At 45.3% G+C, this 17,759-nt stretch carries 20 protein-coding genes; 6 read left to right on the top strand and 14 right to left on the bottom strand.

Annotation, left to right across the window (positions count from 1 at the left end; genetic code table 11):
- Positions 1-107: 107 nt before the first annotated feature.
- The 4 genes from LPW36_RS07030 to LPW36_RS07015 are packed head-to-tail and all read right to left on the bottom strand — an operon-like array spanning position 108 to position 3,703.
- Positions 108-914, bottom strand: coding sequence for a BtpA family protein (locus tag LPW36_RS07030; protein WP_230608795.1), 807 nt, complete (start codon positions 912-914; stop codon positions 108-110).
- A 51-nt stretch (positions 915-965) separates the two neighbouring features.
- Positions 966-2,279 (bottom strand): PTS sugar transporter subunit IIC SgcC, encoded by a 1,314-nt coding sequence (sgcC, locus tag LPW36_RS07025; RefSeq protein ID WP_230608794.1) that lies wholly within the window; start codon positions 2,277-2,279, stop codon positions 966-968.
- 12 nt (positions 2,280-2,291) lie between these two features.
- Positions 2,292-2,570 (bottom strand): PTS sugar transporter subunit IIB SgcB, encoded by a 279-nt coding sequence (sgcB, locus tag LPW36_RS07020; protein ID WP_140917832.1) that lies wholly within the window; start codon positions 2,568-2,570, stop codon positions 2,292-2,294.
- Positions 2,571-2,584: 14 nt separating this feature from the next.
- A complete protein-coding gene (locus LPW36_RS07015; RefSeq protein ID WP_230608793.1) occupies positions 2,585-3,703 on the bottom strand; it encodes a M42 family metallopeptidase in 1,119 nt (372 codons plus the stop codon).
- Between the two features lie 347 nt (positions 3,704-4,050).
- Between LPW36_RS07015 and eco the strand changes: the two genes are divergently transcribed.
- A complete protein-coding gene (gene eco, locus LPW36_RS07010) occupies positions 4,051-4,599 on the top strand; it encodes a serine protease inhibitor ecotin (protein WP_230608792.1) in 549 nt (182 codons plus the stop codon).
- A 517-nt stretch (positions 4,600-5,116) separates the two neighbouring features.
- The gene (dauA, locus tag LPW36_RS07005) at positions 5,117-6,817 is read left to right on the top strand and encodes a C4-dicarboxylic acid transporter DauA (protein WP_230608791.1); all 1,701 of its coding nucleotides are present in this window, start codon (positions 5,117-5,119) and stop codon (positions 6,815-6,817) included.
- Between the two features lie 77 nt (positions 6,818-6,894).
- Here the strand turns inward: dauA and LPW36_RS07000 are convergent, their stop codons facing one another.
- The 7 genes from LPW36_RS07000 to hemA all read right to left on the bottom strand — a co-directional run bounded on the left by LPW36_RS07000 (position 6,895) and on the right by hemA (position 12,958).
- On the bottom strand, positions 6,895-7,275 hold the full coding sequence (locus LPW36_RS07000) for a DUF1090 domain-containing protein (protein ID WP_230608790.1): 381 nt from the start codon (positions 7,273-7,275) through the stop codon (positions 6,895-6,897).
- A gap of 287 nt (positions 7,276-7,562) precedes the next feature.
- Complete coding sequence (gene kdsA, locus LPW36_RS06995; RefSeq protein ID WP_230608789.1) at positions 7,563-8,417, bottom strand: 3-deoxy-8-phosphooctulonate synthase; 855 nt, start codon at positions 8,415-8,417, stop codon at positions 7,563-7,565.
- A 57-nt stretch (positions 8,418-8,474) separates the two neighbouring features.
- Entirely contained in the window at positions 8,475-9,290 is an 816-nt protein-coding gene (sirB1, locus tag LPW36_RS06990; RefSeq protein WP_230608788.1) for an invasion regulator SirB1, read from the bottom strand.
- Positions 9,287-9,679 carry a SirB2 family protein gene (locus LPW36_RS06985; protein WP_230608787.1) on the bottom strand — a complete coding sequence of 131 codons (393 nt, stop codon included), beginning with the start codon at positions 9,677-9,679 and terminating at the stop codon, positions 9,287-9,289. The genes sirB1 and LPW36_RS06985 overlap by 4 nt, the downstream gene beginning before the upstream one ends.
- Positions 9,680-9,727: 48 nt before the next feature.
- Positions 9,728-10,564: a peptide chain release factor N(5)-glutamine methyltransferase gene (gene prmC / locus LPW36_RS06980; RefSeq protein WP_230608786.1), complete on the bottom strand. Its 837-nt coding sequence runs from the start codon at positions 10,562-10,564 to the stop codon at positions 9,728-9,730.
- 9 nt (positions 10,565-10,573) lie between these two features.
- Positions 10,574-11,659: a peptide chain release factor 1 gene (gene prfA, locus LPW36_RS06975; RefSeq protein WP_230608785.1), complete on the bottom strand. Its 1,086-nt coding sequence runs from the start codon at positions 11,657-11,659 to the stop codon at positions 10,574-10,576.
- Between the two features lie 36 nt (positions 11,660-11,695).
- The gene (gene hemA, locus LPW36_RS06970) at positions 11,696-12,958 is read right to left on the bottom strand and encodes a glutamyl-tRNA reductase (RefSeq protein WP_230608859.1); all 1,263 of its coding nucleotides are present in this window, start codon (positions 12,956-12,958) and stop codon (positions 11,696-11,698) included.
- A 240-nt stretch (positions 12,959-13,198) separates the two neighbouring features.
- Here hemA and lolB point away from each other — a divergent pair, with 240 nt between their 5' ends.
- From lolB to prs, 3 genes are all read left to right on the top strand, one after another.
- Complete coding sequence (gene lolB / locus LPW36_RS06965; RefSeq protein ID WP_230608784.1) at positions 13,199-13,825, top strand: lipoprotein insertase outer membrane protein LolB; 627 nt, start codon at positions 13,199-13,201, stop codon at positions 13,823-13,825.
- Positions 13,822-14,664: a 4-(cytidine 5'-diphospho)-2-C-methyl-D-erythritol kinase gene (ispE, locus tag LPW36_RS06960; RefSeq protein WP_230608783.1), complete on the top strand. Its 843-nt coding sequence runs from the start codon at positions 13,822-13,824 to the stop codon at positions 14,662-14,664. The genes lolB and ispE overlap by 4 nt, the downstream gene beginning before the upstream one ends.
- A 150-nt stretch (positions 14,665-14,814) precedes the next feature.
- Complete coding sequence (gene prs, locus LPW36_RS06955) at positions 14,815-15,762, top strand: ribose-phosphate diphosphokinase (RefSeq protein WP_047781175.1); 948 nt, start codon at positions 14,815-14,817, stop codon at positions 15,760-15,762.
- 168 nt (positions 15,763-15,930) lie between these two features.
- Here the strand turns inward: prs and ychH are convergent, their stop codons facing one another.
- Positions 15,931-16,215 (bottom strand): stress-induced protein YchH, encoded by a 285-nt coding sequence (gene ychH / locus LPW36_RS06950; RefSeq protein ID WP_230608782.1) that lies wholly within the window; start codon positions 16,213-16,215, stop codon positions 15,931-15,933.
- Between the two features lie 303 nt (positions 16,216-16,518).
- Here ychH and pth point away from each other — a divergent pair, with 303 nt between their 5' ends.
- Positions 16,519-17,109 (top strand): aminoacyl-tRNA hydrolase, encoded by a 591-nt coding sequence (gene pth / locus LPW36_RS06945; protein WP_230608781.1) that lies wholly within the window; start codon positions 16,519-16,521, stop codon positions 17,107-17,109.
- Between the two features lie 91 nt (positions 17,110-17,200).
- Here the strand turns inward: pth and LPW36_RS06940 are convergent, their stop codons facing one another.
- The gene (locus LPW36_RS06940) at positions 17,201-17,449 is read right to left on the bottom strand and encodes a GlsB/YeaQ/YmgE family stress response membrane protein (RefSeq protein WP_230608780.1); all 249 of its coding nucleotides are present in this window, start codon (positions 17,447-17,449) and stop codon (positions 17,201-17,203) included.
- A 198-nt stretch (positions 17,450-17,647) separates the two neighbouring features.
- Positions 17,648-17,759: IS1 family transposase (locus LPW36_RS06935; protein WP_230607651.1), on the bottom strand; the 112-nt coding region annotated here is incomplete at its 5' end.

Below are 17,759 nucleotides of genomic sequence, written 5' to 3'. Positions count from 1 at the left end.
ATTAGGTTATTGTAATATTCCCCCGAAGGTACTTTTGGCGAAGACTTCGGGGGAATAGCCTGTTCAATGGCTAACTATCAGGGGTAAGCAGTTTGCTTATCCCTTTCTTATTGGCGAATACTGCGAACCTTATCCATAAATCGCGCTACGCGATCCCCATCAACAAAGTTCTCAAAGATGCCATCTTTCTTAAAATGAGTCGCCGTCACGCATCCATCGGCAATAGATAACTGTTCCTCCACGTTTTCCAGACAGACGCCGGTATTGGCTAACACGACAGTGCCAGGCACGGTATCTTTTACTAACTTCAGCGTTGCCGAGTCGGTTTTACTTCCTGCCGTCAGGCCAGAAACACAAAGTGCGTCAGGACGATTGTTAAATACCGTTGATTTAGCAATCGACTGAATATCCCGATTACCTAAATAAACCGCCGCTTCTGGTACAATATTGAACAGGGTTTTCACTTTTCCTGCGCCAATACGCTGCTGGTGTCGAATGGTTTCCCCAACATTGGTATTCCAGACGCCAAAATCACTGGCATAAGCCCCGGTAAAAATTTCCCGAATAAACTGTGCGTCTACCGCCATGGCCAAATCAAAAGAAGCCACCGGATCCCAGAGTACGTTGACCCCATACGGAACCCGGATTTCCGACATCAACTGGCCTATAATGCGGGCCATTGCCGCAGAAGTTTCAGGTTTCACCTTGGTCAAATAGGGCATACTAAATTCATTGGAGAACATCACTGCATCCACGCCGCCATTCTGTAAAGCGGTTAAATCATCATATGCCCGATCAATCACCCAGCTCATTCCTTTGCTGGCATCAAAACCAGGATCTCCCGGCAGCGCTCGAAAATGACACATAGCTATTACCGCTTTTTCTGTGCCAATAACTGACTTAAGCCAACTCATCACTGTTACTCCTGTTTAATTAAGACATTAATAAAAATTGTTAATCATCAATTATGCAGACAGCTCTTTGGTGCGTAACCACAGTACGATTGCGCATACCGCCCCCACTGCAATCACGGCGCCAATAATGCCCATCGCCATTAACTCAACAATAGACCAGCCAAACATATTCCCCACGGACAATGCACTGATTTGTGCGCCATCAGCCGCGAAGCTAAATCCGCCATTACGGGCCATTTCGGTAAAATAAGGGGCAAACTGGGTGGCAATGAGCAGTACGGTAATCATTACAATGACACCGCTAATTAGGGTACGAATCAGATCGCCACGATGAATCACCGTTGCCATACAAATGAAAAATGGTGCAACGGGAAGATCCGCCAGCGGTAATACCTGATTGCCGGGCAATACGCTGGCAATCAATAACATAATCGGGATCAGTAACAGACCTACCGCAATCGTCGTTGGATGCCCCAGTGTCACCGCGGTGTCCAGACCAATATAAACTTCCCGACCGTGAAGGTATTTTTGAAAGAATTTACGTGCACCGTCTGAAATAGGCATTAAACCTTCCACAATCAGGCGAATCATTCGGGGAAACAACACCATAATCGCCGCGACGGTAATCATTAGCGTCATCGTGCCTTTAAAGTTTTCTCCGGCAGACAGGCCAAAAATTAGCCCCAGTACAACACCAATAATGACCGGGTCGCCAACCATGCCAAAACGTTTCTGGATCTCTGTCGCATCAATATTCCGTCCTTTAAGGAACGGAATATAGCTATAAAGCTTATCCAACAGGATAAACAGCGGTACCGAACTGGAACCGTAACCCTGAGGAATAGAGATCCCTTCCAGTCCAACAATGTTTTGTACCCGTTTAGCGGTGAGATCGGCCATTTTTAGAGACAGCGCCGCATGACAAATTGCCGCCAGTACGCCGTAGATCATATTTCCCGTCATTAGCTGTACGACTGAACCAGTGATAGCGTAGTGCCAGTAATTATAGATATCGACGTTCATGGTTTTGGTTAATCGGGTAACCAGCATGCCAATATTGAGTAAGAAAATGACCGGGATAATAATGGCACCAATGGCGGTAGCATAACCCACGCCGGAAGCAGGCCCTGCGCCTACATCCAAAATGTGCAGGCTCAGACCAAAACGTTCAATCATGATTTTTATTGGTGGGCTGAGGCTATCAATAGCCATAACAATAACTAACCCCATACCAACGAAACCGATGCCTACCGTTACCCCCGCTTTCACCGCCTGCAGAACAGGGATTCTAAAAATCAGACCAATCAGAATCATCACCATGGGTACAAAAACGGTTCCGCCAAGAGACAAAATGTAATCAAACATAACGCTCCCGCCCTATTGGCTCAGCAGTGCTTTAATTTTTTCTTTGAGCACATCATCATTGATACCAATTAATAATGGTGCACCGTTCAGCGTAGGGATGCCGTAATCCTTATCCACTTTCATGGAGGTTACGATCAGGTCCATTCCGCTACAGTTATAAGGGATCTCATTCAGGCAACATTGAGATGTACTCACCGGGATCCCTTGCGCCGTTAAGTACTCTTGCAGGCGCTGTGCAATCATGGTTGAGGTGGACATGCCTGTTCCACAGGCTACCAGTATCTTCTTCATTTTGTTGTACCTCGTCATAGAGAGTTGTTGTGTGCCTGGGCCTGACGAGGGGCAACAGGAAACTGTTGCCCCTTAATCTGAGCTATGGCGGTTAATAATCGAATACAATCACTCAGGTCGCGTATGCTGGCCACTTCGCTGGGGGAATGGGTATAGCGACAGGGAATAGACAGACTGGCGCAAGGAATGCCATCTTGCTCCATTTGAATATATCCAGTTTCAGTAATGACTCCCGGAGCCACTTCTCTTTGTACCGGAATTTGATGCTCTGCTGCGGTTTGCTCCAGAAAAGCAATCAGTTTCGGAGGTGTAATCAGACCGGCCAGCGTACCGCGCCCATGATAATTCAGGCAGGTAATACCCGGTCCCTTATTGATAACTACATCGGAATAATCTGATAAGTCGGGGGTATCACAGGATGGTGTAATATCTATCCCTATGGTCATATCCGGATTAATTCGACGCAATACCGGCAAAATCCCCCGGATATTAAATTCCTCCTGTACCGAGGCCACCAGATAAAGCGAGATATCTAAATCCATCTGTTCTACCGCTGCGGCAACGCCCAGTAATGCAGTACATCCCAGCCGATCGTCCAGCGCTTTACTGCAAACCAGATCGTTGGCTAAAAGCTGTGGCGGGTTATACAGGCATACCGGTGTTCCGACTTTGATTCCCATTCGGGCGGCATCCTGTTTATCCACAGCACCAATATCAATCCACAGATGTTCAATACCCGGAGGTTGAGTACGTTCATCCCCTTTACTGAAATGATAAGATTTAATACCAATACAACCGTGCACCGGGCCGTGCTCGCCGTCCAGTCTGACCGTTGAGCCAGACATGGTGATCTGTGCCGGACCACCGACTCGTTCGAAGCGCAAAAAACCATTTTCTTCAATTTTGCGCACCATAAAGCCCACTTCATCCATATGTGCAAAGACCATCAGTCTGAAAGCATCAGGGGACTGGCTGCCATATTGGGCCACCACATTCCCTAATCTGTCCTGCCATACCTGATAAGCTGTTTGGCTAAACTGCTGTTGCATAACAGCGGCTATTTTATGTTCATGGCCTGAAATACCATCCAGTGCCAATAAACTGAGTAAATTTTTTTGCACATCAAAAGTCATATATCCGCCCTGTTTCGCTATTTAGGAGGCGCTCAACACCACCTCCATTCAATCAACTACTGAACGTTTATATGCTTCCATTGGCGTTAAAATTGTGACAGCCATCACCACTGATGGGGCAACTCCCTGCCAATAGTGAGTTCTGTGATTGATTTCAAAATAAAATAATCAATTGAAGTGATTGTTAGCATTATTCACTCACTGAATTTGATTGTTTTTATCTGATTGCAGGTTTTTTATGATGGGGATAACAGGGCAACGCATCGATTCGACGATTGTAGTGGAAATTGAACCACCATCAGCATATAATTCTTGAAATTGATTTATTTTAAGAAGGAAAATAGAGAATGAAGATTAAGCTCACTCTGATGGCCGCTTTAATAGGTATCTCTACCCATGTACTGGCTGAAACACCAAGCCATAGCCCAGCTTCTAAAGAAGAAACCTCTGTGTCAAAAGAGATTGCTCCCGCCACTAAAACTCCGGAGCTGAAAGAGATCGCACCTTATCCCGAAGCACAAAAGGGTCAGATTCGCCATGCGATTTTTCTGCCTGTAGTGGAAAATGAAAATAACCTGAAGGTCGAACTGGTGATGGGTAAAGAGATGGATGTCGACTGTAACCGTCAAATGCTCAGCGGCAAGTTGAAAAAAAAGGACCTTGAAGGATGGGGATATAACTATTTTGTTTTAAGTGATGTAAGCGGTCCGGTTTCAACCATGATGGCCTGCCCGGATGGTAACAAGCACAAGGCGCTGGTAACGATTTCCCGCGGTGATTTTTTACAACGCTACAACAGCAAACTGCCTATTGTGATTTATGCTCCACAGGATATTCAGGTTCGTTATCGTATTTGGTCAACTACCGATGAAACCACTGCGGCAGAGGTAAAATAATCGCTGTGGTCACTAACGTGCTTTCAGATACCTTCTGAATTCAGTCGTTCTGTTGGCTCGTTTCTCTATGACTTTCCTCCTGTATATAAACCTATTGATATCACAATATGTTTTTTAACCTGTCCGGTGGAAAATCGTGGATCAACGGCTATAACCCAATAAAGCCTGCCTTGCCATATTTGCGTGACCTCCTTCTTTTACAGCCACATATAACCTGACGTTATTTAGATTAATTAGATAGTTAGGTCTGATTGACCACAACTGACTCTGATTCAATGCCTCAATTGATTTAACTTTGCTTTTTAACCCCCGACTTACCCTTAGCAAACAAAGCATTAATCATCTTTTATCGGGGGAATAAACCGATTATTTTTACTTCACAATGAAATAGTCAGATTCATTGATATACCCCATGCAATAATTTTGCAAAGGGAGTATGGTTATCAGATAAATTTATGCGACGGGCCACGTCGGCCCGCCATTTTTTTAGCTCTATTTAGGGTCAGGTTATCCCACGATGAAAACGCATGGAATTAACGGTGTCAGACCGTTCAGTGCATTAATTGACGCCTGTTGGCACGAGTCCTACACACTTCAACGTTTCCTTAAAGATATTATTGCCGGCATTACCGTAGGGATTATCGCAATCCCACTGGCTATGGCCCTGGCTATCGCCAGTGGTGTGCCCCCTCAATATGGTCTGTACACGTCGGCTATTGCTGGTATTGTCATTGCGGTTACCGGTGGCTCTCGCTATAGCGTTTCCGGACCGACCGCCGCCTTTGTGGTTATTCTCTATCCGGTATCTCAACAGTTTGGTCTGTCTGGTTTGTTGATTGCCACCCTGATGTCCGGGGTGTTTTTAGTACTTATGGGGCTGGCCCGTTTTGGTCGCCTGATTGAATATATCCCTATCTCTGTCACCTTAGGTTTCACTTCCGGTATCGGTATCACTATTGCGACCATGCAGGTTAAGGATTTTTTTGGCCTGACGCTGGATGTACCGGAACACTACATAGATAAGGTCGTCGCGTTAGCGTCCGCTATGCCAACCATCAGTTGGGCAGATACTCTGATCGCCAGCGTAACCTTAGCCGTGTTGATACTGTGGCCCCGTTTAAAATTACGAATTCCCGGCCATTTACCGGCATTGCTGGCAGGAACCGCCGTTATGGCCCTGCTTTCCTGGTTTGGTTATCCCGTTGCCACTATTGGCTCCAAATTCCATTACCTGATGCCAGACGGCAGTAGCGGTCAGGGTATTCCACCGATTCTTCCACAGTTTGTGCTGCCCTGGAACATTCCAGATATCAGTGGCAAAAGCTTTGAGCTCAGTTGGGACACCATTTCTGCCTTACTACCTGCCGCTTTCTCAATGGCTATGTTGGGGGCTATTGAATCACTGCTCTGTGCCGTGGTTCTGGACGGCATGACCGGTAAAAAGCATCACTCTAACGATGAGTTAATTGGTCAGGGGCTGGGAAATTTAACCGCGCCCTTCTTTGGCGGTATTACCGCGACTGCGGCAATTGCCCGCTCTGCGGCTAACGTGCGGGCCGGTGCCAGCTCTCCGATTTCTGCCATTGTTCACTCAATACTGGTAATTATGGCGTTACTGGTTTTGGCCCCTGCGCTTTCCTACTTGCCACTGGCCGCGATGTCATCACTGTTGCTGTTAGTAGCATGGAACATGAGCGAAGCGCATAAAGTTATCGATATATTACGTCGTGCGCCAAAAGACGACATTATCGTGATGCTGCTCTGTATGAGCCTCACGGTACTGTTCGATATGGTTATCGCCATCACCGTAGGTATCGTTCTGGCTTCGTTGCTGTTTATGCGTCGAATTGCTCGCATGACGCGTTTAACGGAAATAACCACAGAATCAACTACCGATCGTCTGGTGATGCGCGTTAGCGGCCCGCTGTTCTTCGCTGCCGCAGAAAGAATCTTTAATGAATTGACACAGCGTATTGAAAACCAACGGGTGATTATTCTGCAATGGGATGCGGTGCCAGTGCTGGATGCCGGTGGCCTTAGCGCATTCCAACGGTTTATCGACATTCTGCCGGAAGGTACTGAATTGATTAACTGTGATATTCAGTATCAGCCATTAAAAACGCTGGCGCGAGCGGGTATTAAACCTATTGCTGGTAAACTGGCGTTCTATGCCTCTCTGGAGGAGGCACTGATAGCGGAGTCTGAAATTCCTGATTAGTCGGAAACACAGTGTCTAATGATTATAAAGCCCCGTTTTAAACGGGGCTTATCATTTCACGGATTAACGTTGATTAATTACAGTAAATTTAACGCTTCATCCAGTTCGGTCTCAGCTTCCCGAAGCTTCTTCTGTTTTTTACTGATTTTGTCAGACTTACCGGAAGCTTTTGCTTCGGCCAGCTCCTGACGGCGCTTTTCAACTTTACGCTCTTTATCCGCTATCTTACACTCAACATCGACAACGTAGCCTTTATTGCTACAGTGAGCTTTCACATTACTTAATGCTCGCTCTAACCCCGCTAAACGATTCGGGTTATTATATTTCTTTGCATATTCTATCTGCTGATTGATTTTCTCCTCTTTTATTGCACAGTAATCTTTACCCGCGTTAGATTCCGCAGCAAAGACGGCTGGAGAAATAATTAAAGGAACAATTAAACAGATTTTCTTAAACATATGCTATCTCCCTGGAAAGCAATTAATATCCTCAACCCTTTGAGAATTTGGGGATAATAACACGCAAACACAGGTTATCAACCCATTGAAACAATTCGTAGCATTTACTAAAAAATTTTTAACACAGCTAAATAAAAATATAACGCAATCTTAATGTATGAGGAGGATAATTTATTAACAGCATTAAAACTAATGCGTGTTAAAAAATGAATAACATCAATTTTATATTTATACTGAAAAAATAAAGGAGAGCCAACGCTCCCCTTTTTACTTCGCTATTTTCAAAATTATTTACTGGTATCCAGCTCCGGGAAGCTCTTAACCAGTTCATCAATGGCTTTCATTTGCATCAGAAATGGCTCCAGTTTATCCAGCGGCAGTGCGGAAGGGCCGTCACACTTAGCATGAGCAGGATCCGGATGCGCTTCAATAAACAGACCGGCAATACCAACCGCCATACCGGAACGGGCCAGCTCGGCAACCTGAGCGCGACGTCCACCAGATGCAGCGCCAAACGGGTCGCGGCATTGTAAAGCATGGGTTACGTCGAAAATCACCGGATGACCACCCGTTGCCTGCTTCATTACGTTAAAGCCCAGCATATCTACAACCAGATTGTCATAACCAAAGTTACTGCCACGATCGCAGAGAATAACCTGATCGTTACCGCCTTCTTTAAATTTATCGACGATATTCCCCATCTGACCCGGGCTAACAAACTGAGGCTTTTTAACGTTAATGACCGCACCGGTACGCGCCATGGCTTCCACCAGATCGGTTTGGCGTGCCAGGAATGCCGGTAACTGAATGACGTCAACCACATCAGCCACCGGTTGAGCCTGCCAGCTTTCATGCACATCAGTAATGATTTTTACACCAAACGCCTGCTTTAGCTCCTGAAAAATTTTCATCCCCTCTTCCAGACCCGGACCGCGATAAGAGTGAATAGAAGAGCGATTGGCTTTGTCAAAAGAGGCCTTAAAGACATAAGGAATGCCTAACTTTTGCGTAACAGTAACGTAATATTCACAGATACGCATCGCCAGATCTCGTGACTCCAGCACGTTCATCCCACCAAACAGAACAAATGGCAGGTCGTTAGCTACCTTGATGTCACCAATTTTAACCACTTTCTGACTCATGCTGCCTTTTCCTTAATCTTTTGATTAACAGATTTAACTGCCGCCATTGACCGCATCTTAATGAAGCGTAACGGTGTTTTGTTCAATATTGTTAAGCTGTAATTTTATAATCTCAGTTACCGGATCTTCCGGGCACTGTTCTACAAAATAATTTAAATCTTTTGCTGCAATGTGGTTGCACTCCAATTGAGCATAAATCAAACCACGATCGCGAATCTCATAAGGGTCTTCCGGATCAAAACTCAGAGCCAGTTCACTGGCCCGCAGTGCTAACTCCGGTTTATTTTCCTGCATTAACGCCCCTTTAAGAGAACCCAGTAACCGTATAATAATCTGACTGTTCTCTGCATCACTCAGGTCGTCATTGCTCAGGGTTGCACTGATGCCAAGATGCCCTTTTAGCCAGACATTCAGAATATGACTGGTTAAGGTTTCCCCATTCAGTGGATTAATAACCCAACTGTCACCATCCAGCCATTCCGCTTTAATCAGCAATTGGGTTGGGAAAATCACCGGATAAAGAGGAATATCCAGTCGATTAGCGATATACATCAATATCAGACCTAATGATGAAGGCGCTCCCTGATGGGTTTTCAACACTTTATCCAGCCATAAGGTATCTGACAGATTGTAGACACCACCCGCGCCGCCAAATCCCCAGGTATGATAGAACAGCTCCAATAGCTGCTCGAGCTGTAAATCCGCCTCCAGATCTGCGGAAATAATACTTCTGGCCCTTTCCGCCAACTGGTCTAACTCATAACGAACCTGATCTTCCGGAAAATCATCACGAATGAAACGAGTAATCAGGTAGATACCCTCGCTTAGTGGATGACTGTTAAACTCAAAATCGGTTATGTTTCCGCGCTTCATGCATACCCCATAAATAACGGCATTTTACTTGTTGCTAATGTAACTATCAGATACAGACAGAGTATTGCAGCCATAAATGCTACCGATTTCACCATCTGGCTCCGATTCCGTTTTCCCAGAGCGATATATCCCAAAACAATATAAATCACCAGTGCTATCAGCTTTTCAGTTAACCAGGTTCCCTGAACAGAGAACGGATAAAAGTGGGTGATAAAGATTAACATTACACCGGTACCAAATAGAATAGTGTCATTCAGATGAGGTGTAATCTTGATCCAACGCTGCTGCATAATGGCAGAACCACGCCATTTCCAGTAAAAACGCAAAATGAACAGCACAATACTGATTACCGCAGTGAGAACATGTAAATGTTTTACCCATATATACATATAAAGCTGTTCCTGTTTATTTGGTGTCTGACCAGTAATAATTCAAGTTTAATGTTTAAACCAGCGCCCCAGCGTCACTCTTTCATTGCCACCATAATCCTGATGAGTAGCAATTAACTCAAAGCCGCGTTGTTTAAACAGAGTTCGCACCTGCTCCCCTTGCATCCATCCATGTTCCAACAATAACCAGCCGCCGGGCTTAAGGTATTCCGGTGCTTGTTCAATAATATGGTTTAAATCGGCAAAGCCTTGCTGTGCAGAAATTAAGGCACTGTTTGGCTCATAACGTACATCCCCCTGATACAAATGAGGATCGCTTTCATCAATATAGGGTGGGTTACTGACGATCATATCAAAATAGGCATCACTCAGCGGCTCAAACCAGTCACCCTGTACAAAATGGACGTTGTTGATATTCAGATTGTCTGCATTATCTTGCGCCAGCGAAACCGCCTCCACCTGATAATCGATGCCGGTTACTGAGCTATCGGGGCGTTCATGACCTAATGCCAGCGCAATAGCACCGGTTCCGGTACCTAAATCCAGAATATCACAATCAACAGTGGGTAAACGTTCTAATGCCAGCTCCACCAACTTCTCGGTATCCGGTCGGGGAATCAAGGTAATTGGCGAAACCTTTAATAATAGCGACCAGAACTCACGGGAACCCACCAGATAGGCAATAGGCTCTCCCTGTAGTCTTCGGCACAATAGTTCGTCAAGACGAGATTCCTGTTCAGCATTCAGCTCAGTTTCACTAAATGCCATCAGAAATGTGCGCGTTTTTCCCGTCACATGTCCCAACAGGATTTCCGCGTCCCGTTTAGGACTGTCACCACCGGTTAATTTAGCGATGGCTTGCTCTAACCATTGATTAAATGTCATGGTGTCAAATTATGCATCCTGCTCAGATAGCGCTGCCAGTTGGTCAGCCTGATATTCCTGAACAATAGGTTGAATGAGCATATCCAGTTTCCCTTCCATCACTTCATCTAAACGGTAAACCGTCAGGTTGATACGATGATCGGTTACCCGTCCCTGAGGAAAGTTATAGGTCCGATTACGGTCAGAACGATCGCCGGTACCTAATAAATTACGGCGGGTTGAAGCCTCTTCAGACTGGCGTTTTTGCATTTCTGCTGCACGAATACGTGCACCTAATACCGATAGCGCTTTGGCTTTGTTTTTGTGCTGGGAACGTTCATCCTGGCACTCCACCACAATACCGGTTGGTAAGTGGGTTATCCGGATAGCAGAGTCGGTGGTGTTAACGTGCTGACCACCTGCGCCGGAAGAACGGAAAGTATCAATTTTCAGATCCGCCGGGTTAATATCCGGCAGTTCCGCTTCCGGAATTTCTGGCATCACCGCAACAGTACAGGCTGAGGTATGAATACGCCCCTGGGACTCCGTCTCCGGTACTCGCTGCACCCGATGACCACCAGATTCAAACTTAAGCTGGCCATATACACCATCACCGGTTACTTTGGTGATGATCTCTTTATAACCACCGTGCTCACCCTCGTTAGCACTCATAATCTCTACGCGCCAGCGGCGAGATTCTGCATAGCGGCTATACATACGAAACAGATCGCCGGCAAAAATTGCCGCTTCATCACCACCGGTACCTGCCCGCACTTCAAGGTAACAGTTACGTTCATCATCAGGATCTTTCGGCAGCAGCAATACCTGAAGCTGCTGCTCCAGAGTTTCAATTTGCTGTTTGGCTTCATCGATTTCTTCCTGAGCCATTTCACGCATTTCAGGGTCGGCCAGCATCATCTCAGCGGCGACCAGATCCTCTTGCACTTTCTGCCATTGACGAAAACAGTTAGTGACGTCTTCCAGTTGTGCATACTCCCGCGAAAGCGCACGGAATCTGTCCTGATCGGCGATAACAGACGCATCACCCAGATGTGCCTGTACTTCTTCGTGACGCTCTTGTAATGCTTCTAATTTAGCAACAATAGAAGGTTTCATGCGTGGCTAAACACCTTGTGAATAAAATAAAAGAAACTAATACTGATCCAGCCCGAGGCTGTCACGTAATACATTTAATTGCTCCAGATCGCCGCTGCTTGCCGCTTTCTGAAGAGATTTGGTTGGTACATGGATAAGACGGTTGGTGAGCTTATGGGCCAGTTCATTAATGGTACTTTCAACATCAGCCCCTTGTTCAATGGAAAACAGAGCCTTTTCCACTAACTCTTCCCGAATGCCATCCGCCATCGCACGGTAATCCCGAATGGAAGAGACCGCAGACTGTGAGCGCATCCATGCCATAAAGTTTGCGCTTTCCTGCTGAACAATATCTTCAGCCTGAACGGCTGCCGCTTTACGCTGCGATAAATTGTGTTCAATAATCGCATGCAAATCATCAACGGTATACAGATAGACGTTTGACAAATTACCCACTTCGGGCTCGATATCGCGTGGTACAGCAATATCGATAAATAACATTGGCTGGTTACGACGAGCTTTTAGCGAGCGTTCAACCATACCTTTACCAATAATAGGTAACGGACTGGCGGTTGAACTGATAACAATATCGGCCTTATACAGACGCTCATCGATTTCAGGCAGAGTGATAACTTCCGCCTGAACTTCATCCGCTAACTGCTGCGCTCTTTCTCGCGTGCGGTTAGCGATAACCATTTTTTTCACCTGATGCTCACGTAAATAACGCGCCACCAACTCAATGGTTTCACCCGCGCCGACCAGCAGTACATTCACGTCACCCATAGATTCAAAAATCTGACGGGCTAGGGTACAGGCAGCAAAAGCAACCGACACCGCACTGGAACCGATTTCGGTCTCGGTACGAACACGTTTTGCCACGGAGAATGATTTCTGGAACAGGCGCTCAAGCTCAGTATTTAACTTACGATGTTCCTGCGATTCAGCAAACGCCTTCTTTACCTGCCCCAAAATCTGAGGTTCACCCAACACCAGAGAATCCAGCCCGCTGGCAACACGCATCAGGTGATTGACCGCTTCAGAATCTTGATGCCAGTACAAACTTTTCGTTAATTCTTCCGGTGATAGCTGATGATACTGACATAACCATTTAATTAACTGTTGCAGGATGTTTTCATCTTGCTCAACGCTTAAATACAGCTCGGTTCGGTTACACGTAGACAACACAACACCGCCCTGCACCAAAGGTTGTTGGTGCAGGCTTTGCAATGCATCACCTAATGTATCCGGAGAAAAAGTGACCTTTTCCCTCAATGATACCGGGGCAGTTTTATGATTGATTCCAAGTGCAAACAGCGTCATGAAATAGTTATAGTTATTGTAGATTCTCAGTTGAATCGGCATTTCGTTGGCATATTCTACTTGATGCTGACTACCAATAAAAGTCACTACTTATCGTGAGAGTGCGTTTGCGGGATTTATCGGCATAAAACAGATATACTTTGTGCCATTAATTTTTTATCCGTAATAACAATCCGATTGACGTTTTACCTTAAGGTCATTAGCGTTATCGGTTATCGACAGGATCCCGGCGAGAACATCATGATATTTACACGGACTTCTACTTTTCTGAAACTGCTCCCTTTAGCCAGCCTATTTCTGACTGCCTGTACTTTAACCGGTCAACAGGGTACGGCGGTTTCACCCTCTTCCCCTGAATGGCAACAGCACCAACAACAAGTTACGGCCCTATCTCAATATCAAACTCGTGGGGCTTTTGCTTATTTGTCATCAGAGCAGAAGGTGTATGCCAGATTCTTTTGGCAACAACAGAATCCTGACCAATATCGTTTAGTATTAACCAATCCATTAGGTAATACCGTTATGGAACTAAACGTTCAGCCGGGTCTGGTTCAGTTAACTGATGATAAAGGTCAACGCTATGTTAGCGACGATGCTGAAAAAATGATTCAGGAACTGACGGGTATGACCATTCCACTCAATAACATGCGTAAATGGATGCTTGGCCTGCCGGCGGATGCTAAAAATTACACTCTGACTCCTGAAGCCCGCCTGCATAAAGTGACACTGGAACAAAACGGACAAACCTGGACCGTTGACTATCAGGCCTATAATCAGGATGTTCAACCGGCCCTGCCAAGCCGTCTGGAAATATCCCATGATGAAGAACGCATCAAACTGAAGATGGACAACTGGACATTGCAATGATGGTTGACTGGCCTTCCCCCGCCAAACTAAACCTGTTTTTGTATGTTAATGGCCGTCGTCCTGACGGCTACCATGACTTGCAAACACTGTTTCAGTTTCTTAATTATGGTGACACCCTTAATTTTGCACTACGTCAGGATAATCAAATTTGTCTGTTAACACCGATTAGTGGCGTTCCGGATGAACAAAATCTGATTATTCGTGCCGCCCGAATGCTACAGCAGTTCAGCAACTGTCATCTGGGCGCGGATATTTCCGTAAGCAAAATTTTACCTATGGGCGGTGGTCTGGGCGGCGGTTCCTCTAATGCGGCAACGGTACTTGTGGCACTCAATCGTCTATGGAAATGCGGTTTGACACCGGAACAGTTATGCAAAATAGGATTAACGCTGGGAGCCGATGTTCCAATATTTATTTATGGGCATGCCGCTTTTGCTGAAGGCGTTGGTGAAAAATTACAACCCGCTCAACCAAAAGAGAAATGGTATTTAGTCGCTCATCCGGGAGTACATATTCCCACACCCTTTATCTTTAACGATCCGGACCTGGTTAGAAATACGCCAAAACGTACTCTTACCACCCTTTTAGCCTCACCTTTTTTAAATGATTGTGAACCAATCGCAAGAAAAAGGTTCCCCGAGGTTGAACAGCTCATTTCTTGGCTGTTAGAATATGCACCATCACGTTTAACGGGAACAGGTGCTTGTGTATTTTCAGAATTCGATACGCAAGCGGCGGCTGTTGACGTGTTAAAACAAGCCCCTGAGTGGTTACATGGTTTTGTTGCGCAAGGTGTCAATACCTCACCGCTGCAAGCTATACTCTCAAGGCAAGAATGAGTACTACCTTAAATGTTGTAACCAAAGCTATTCTGGAGTCGGCCCTGTTTACAGCATTTTGTAGTCTCTATTTCCGTATATCATCAATGGGTCAGCTCTATCCCTGCCCGCGATGATATCTTATCTGGATGCAAGCCTGAGGTTCTTCTCGTGCCTGACATGAAGCTCTTTGCTGGTAACGCTACGCCGGAACTAGCACAACGTGTAGCCAATCGTCTTTATACATCTCTTGGTGACGCCGCTGTAGGCCGTTTTAGTGACGGTGAAGTGAGTGTTCAAATTAATGAAAACGTACGTGGTGGCGATATCTTTATTATCCAATCCACCTGTGCACCAACCAATGACAATTTAATGGAATTAGTCGTAATGGTTGATGCGCTGCGTCGCGCTTCTGCTGGTCGTATTACTGCGGTAATTCCTTACTTTGGTTATGCCCGTCAGGACCGTCGTGTACGTTCTGCCCGTGTACCTATCACCGCTAAAGTCGTTGCTGACTTTCTTTCCAGCGTTGGCGTTGACCGTGTTTTAACCGTAGATCTACACGCTGAACAGATTCAAGGGTTCTTCGATGTACCGGTTGATAACGTATTCGGTAGCCCGATTCTGCTGGAAGATATGCTGCAACAAAATCTGGAAAGCCCGATTGTTGTCTCTCCGGACATTGGTGGCGTAGTTCGTGCCCGCGCTATTGCTAAACTGCTTAACGATACCGATATGGCTATCATCGACAAACGTCGCCCACGGGCTAACGTTTCTCAGGTGATGCATATTATTGGTGATGTTAACGGTCGCGACTGCGTTCTGGTTGACGACATGATTGATACCGGTGGCACCCTGTGTAAAGCAGCTGAAGCACTGAAAGAGCGTGGCGCGAAACGTGTATTTGCTTACGCGACTCACCCGATCTTCTCAGGTAATGCCGTTGATAACATCAAAAACTCCGTGATTGATGAAGTGGTGGTTTGTGACACCATTCCGCTGTCTGCCGAAATCAAAGCGATTAATAAAGTTCGTACATTAACGCTTTCTGGCATGCTGGCTGAGGCGATTCGCCGTATCAGTAACGAAGAGTCAATTTCTGCCATGTTTGAGCATTAATCGCTAAGTATTGGCAAACGTTGTCTAATGAAAAAAACCCGTTATTCAATATTGAATAGCGGGTTTTTCAATTGATAAGCACCATGATGGTATGCCTGTATAATGATTAATCAATAGTTACAGCACTCTACCGTTTAACTTTTGGACTCAATTATCCTAAAGCTTAACCTACAAATGTTTATGGCGATATCCGCATTTACGGGCACCATTGTCGCTGTGTTTGATCCACCAATAACGATCAGCAACCCGATCACGCCCACCAATACGAGCACCAACCAACCACACTAAGGCACCAACAAAAATCCCCATCACGGGTATATGGGCCAGGTCTCCCGGTAAAAGTACCACATCCTTCAGATGGCCAAGAATAGTCAGGCCTACACCCCCTATCATTGAAACCAAACCTAATCCCATTAGGACATTGCCAAGCAAAACTGCGTTTCTGCGTTTCATAGTACCCTCCACCAAAAGCTTGCTGAAGTGACTTAACTTTTGTTTCACTATGAGTATAGACACGTAAATACATTATTTGTGTGGCTACGATCACAGCGTGGCCAATAATTCTTACAATTTGCTTACAATTCATTAGACAGCAAATTTCGCAATTTGTGCTAAGGCAATAACAACACTTTTTTGATGAGTACAACGCTTCAATAACATAATCTGGTCGCAATTTTGTAATTCGATAGACTAAGAGTAAACTAACCCGCTTATTATTTTGTCTTCCCAATACCATCATGTTTGTAGGAATTGACTGTGAGCAGCATTAAATTAATTGTCGGTTTAGCCAATCCGGGGGCAGAATATGCCCAAACTCGTCATAATGCCGGGGCCTGGTTTGTTGATCTGTTAGCTGAACGCCATAATCAACCGCTAAAAGAAGAAGCCAGGTTTTTTGGTTATACCGCTCGTCTGAATATTGCCGGCGATGATGTCAGGCTATTAGTTCCTACTACTTTTATGAATTTAAGTGGAAAATCAGTACTGGCAATGGCCAGCTTTTTTCGCATTGCTCCCGATGAAATTCTGGTGGCTCATGATGAGCTCGACCTTCCCCCGGGCGTAGCTAAACTAAAGTTGGGCGGAGGCAATGGTGGTCATAACGGTCTGAAAGATATCGCTAACAAACTGGGCAATAACCCCAACTTTTATCGCTTAAGAATTGGTATTGGTCATCCGGGTGACAAAAATAGAGTCACCGGATTTGTTCTTGGTAAACCACCGGCTTCTGAACAGAAAATGATTGATGAAGCTATTGATGAGGCGGTGCGCTGTACGGATATTTTGATTAAAGAAGATATAACTAAAGCGATGAACCGATTACATGCCTTTAAAGCCACTGCATGATATTCAGTTAAGACTCACAGATAAATAATACTATGCCAGAAAAAACATCAGCCGCTAAATTAGCAGCTGATGTTATCAAATAGCTAACTGATTAGCCTTTGATTTTGCGGTAGATAAACAGAACCAGCAGCGCACCAAGAACGGCAATAACCAGGCTACCAATATTGAAACCATCTACAGAACCAAAACCGAAGAAGGAACTGATATATCCCCCGACTAATGCACCAACAATCCCCAGAATAACGGTTACGATAAAACCACCGCCATCTTTGCCAGGCATGATCCATTTAGCCAAAATACCAACGATTAAACCCAATACGATCCAAACAATAAAACCCATATTAACCTCCAAAAAAAACACATTCCTGTCAGACTAACTGCTCAAACTCACCTTTTATTTGGTTCATTAGCTGAGCAGCGTTTCCCTTATATTGCTACTCGTTAATGATAGTTGTTACCAGTCGAAATTTCTATTTTTACATGATAATTCAACAGAATAACCCTCTGTTATCATGAAAAAGTTGGTCGTGACGCAGATTTAGTGGTAATGATTGATCGTCAGATACCATCCGATGATCTTATCGTGCATTTCTTCTGACTTTGAGAAGCAGATAGTCTTGCGGGTCAACCGTTTAAGATGGGTTCGCAAA

Origin of the sequence: Limnobaculum eriocheiris (assembly GCF_021010575.1) — a bacterium.
GTDB classification, from domain to species: domain Bacteria; phylum Pseudomonadota; class Gammaproteobacteria; order Enterobacterales; family Enterobacteriaceae; genus Limnobaculum; species Limnobaculum eriocheiris.
The sequence above is the reverse complement of the archived record's forward strand: the minus strand, read 5'-3'. Positions and strand labels throughout refer to the sequence as shown.

What these genes read in the sequence shown, in the direction of transcription:
- LPW36_RS07030 (WP_230608795.1), bottom strand. Translation starts at nt 914, where the DNA reads ATGAGTTGGCTTAAGTCAGTTATTGGCACAGAAAAAGCGGTAATAGCT.
- sgcC (WP_230608794.1), bottom strand. Translation starts at nt 2,279, where the DNA reads ATGTTTGATTACATTTTGTCTCTTGGCGGAACCGTTTTTGTACCCATG.
- sgcB (WP_140917832.1), bottom strand. Translation starts at nt 2,570, where the DNA reads ATGAAGAAGATACTGGTAGCCTGTGGAACAGGCATGTCCACCTCAACC.
- LPW36_RS07015 (WP_230608793.1), bottom strand. Translation starts at nt 3,703, where the DNA reads ATGACTTTTGATGTGCAAAAAAATTTACTCAGTTTATTGGCACTGGAT.
- eco (WP_230608792.1), top strand. Translation starts at nt 4,051, where the DNA reads ATGAAGATTAAGCTCACTCTGATGGCCGCTTTAATAGGTATCTCTACC.
- dauA (WP_230608791.1), top strand. Translation starts at nt 5,117, where the DNA reads ATGAAAACGCATGGAATTAACGGTGTCAGACCGTTCAGTGCATTAATT.
- LPW36_RS07000 (WP_230608790.1), bottom strand. Translation starts at nt 7,275, where the DNA reads ATGTTTAAGAAAATCTGTTTAATTGTTCCTTTAATTATTTCTCCAGCC.
- kdsA (WP_230608789.1), bottom strand. Translation starts at nt 8,417, where the DNA reads ATGAGTCAGAAAGTGGTTAAAATTGGTGACATCAAGGTAGCTAACGAC.
- sirB1 (WP_230608788.1), bottom strand. Translation starts at nt 9,290, where the DNA reads ATGAAGCGCGGAAACATAACCGATTTTGAGTTTAACAGTCATCCACTA.
- LPW36_RS06985 (WP_230608787.1), bottom strand. Translation starts at nt 9,679, where the DNA reads ATGTATATATGGGTAAAACATTTACATGTTCTCACTGCGGTAATCAGT.
- prmC (WP_230608786.1), bottom strand. Translation starts at nt 10,564, where the DNA reads ATGACATTTAATCAATGGTTAGAGCAAGCCATCGCTAAATTAACCGGT.
- prfA (WP_230608785.1), bottom strand. Translation starts at nt 11,659, where the DNA reads ATGAAACCTTCTATTGTTGCTAAATTAGAAGCATTACAAGAGCGTCAC.
- hemA (WP_230608859.1), bottom strand. Translation starts at nt 12,958, where the DNA reads ATGACGCTGTTTGCACTTGGAATCAATCATAAAACTGCCCCGGTATCA.
- lolB (WP_230608784.1), top strand. Translation starts at nt 13,199, where the DNA reads ATGATATTTACACGGACTTCTACTTTTCTGAAACTGCTCCCTTTAGCC.
- ispE (WP_230608783.1), top strand. Translation starts at nt 13,822, where the DNA reads ATGATGGTTGACTGGCCTTCCCCCGCCAAACTAAACCTGTTTTTGTAT.
- ychH (WP_230608782.1), bottom strand. Translation starts at nt 16,215, where the DNA reads ATGAAACGCAGAAACGCAGTTTTGCTTGGCAATGTCCTAATGGGATTA.
- LPW36_RS06940 (WP_230608780.1), bottom strand. Translation starts at nt 17,449, where the DNA reads ATGGGTTTTATTGTTTGGATCGTATTGGGTTTAATCGTTGGTATTTTG.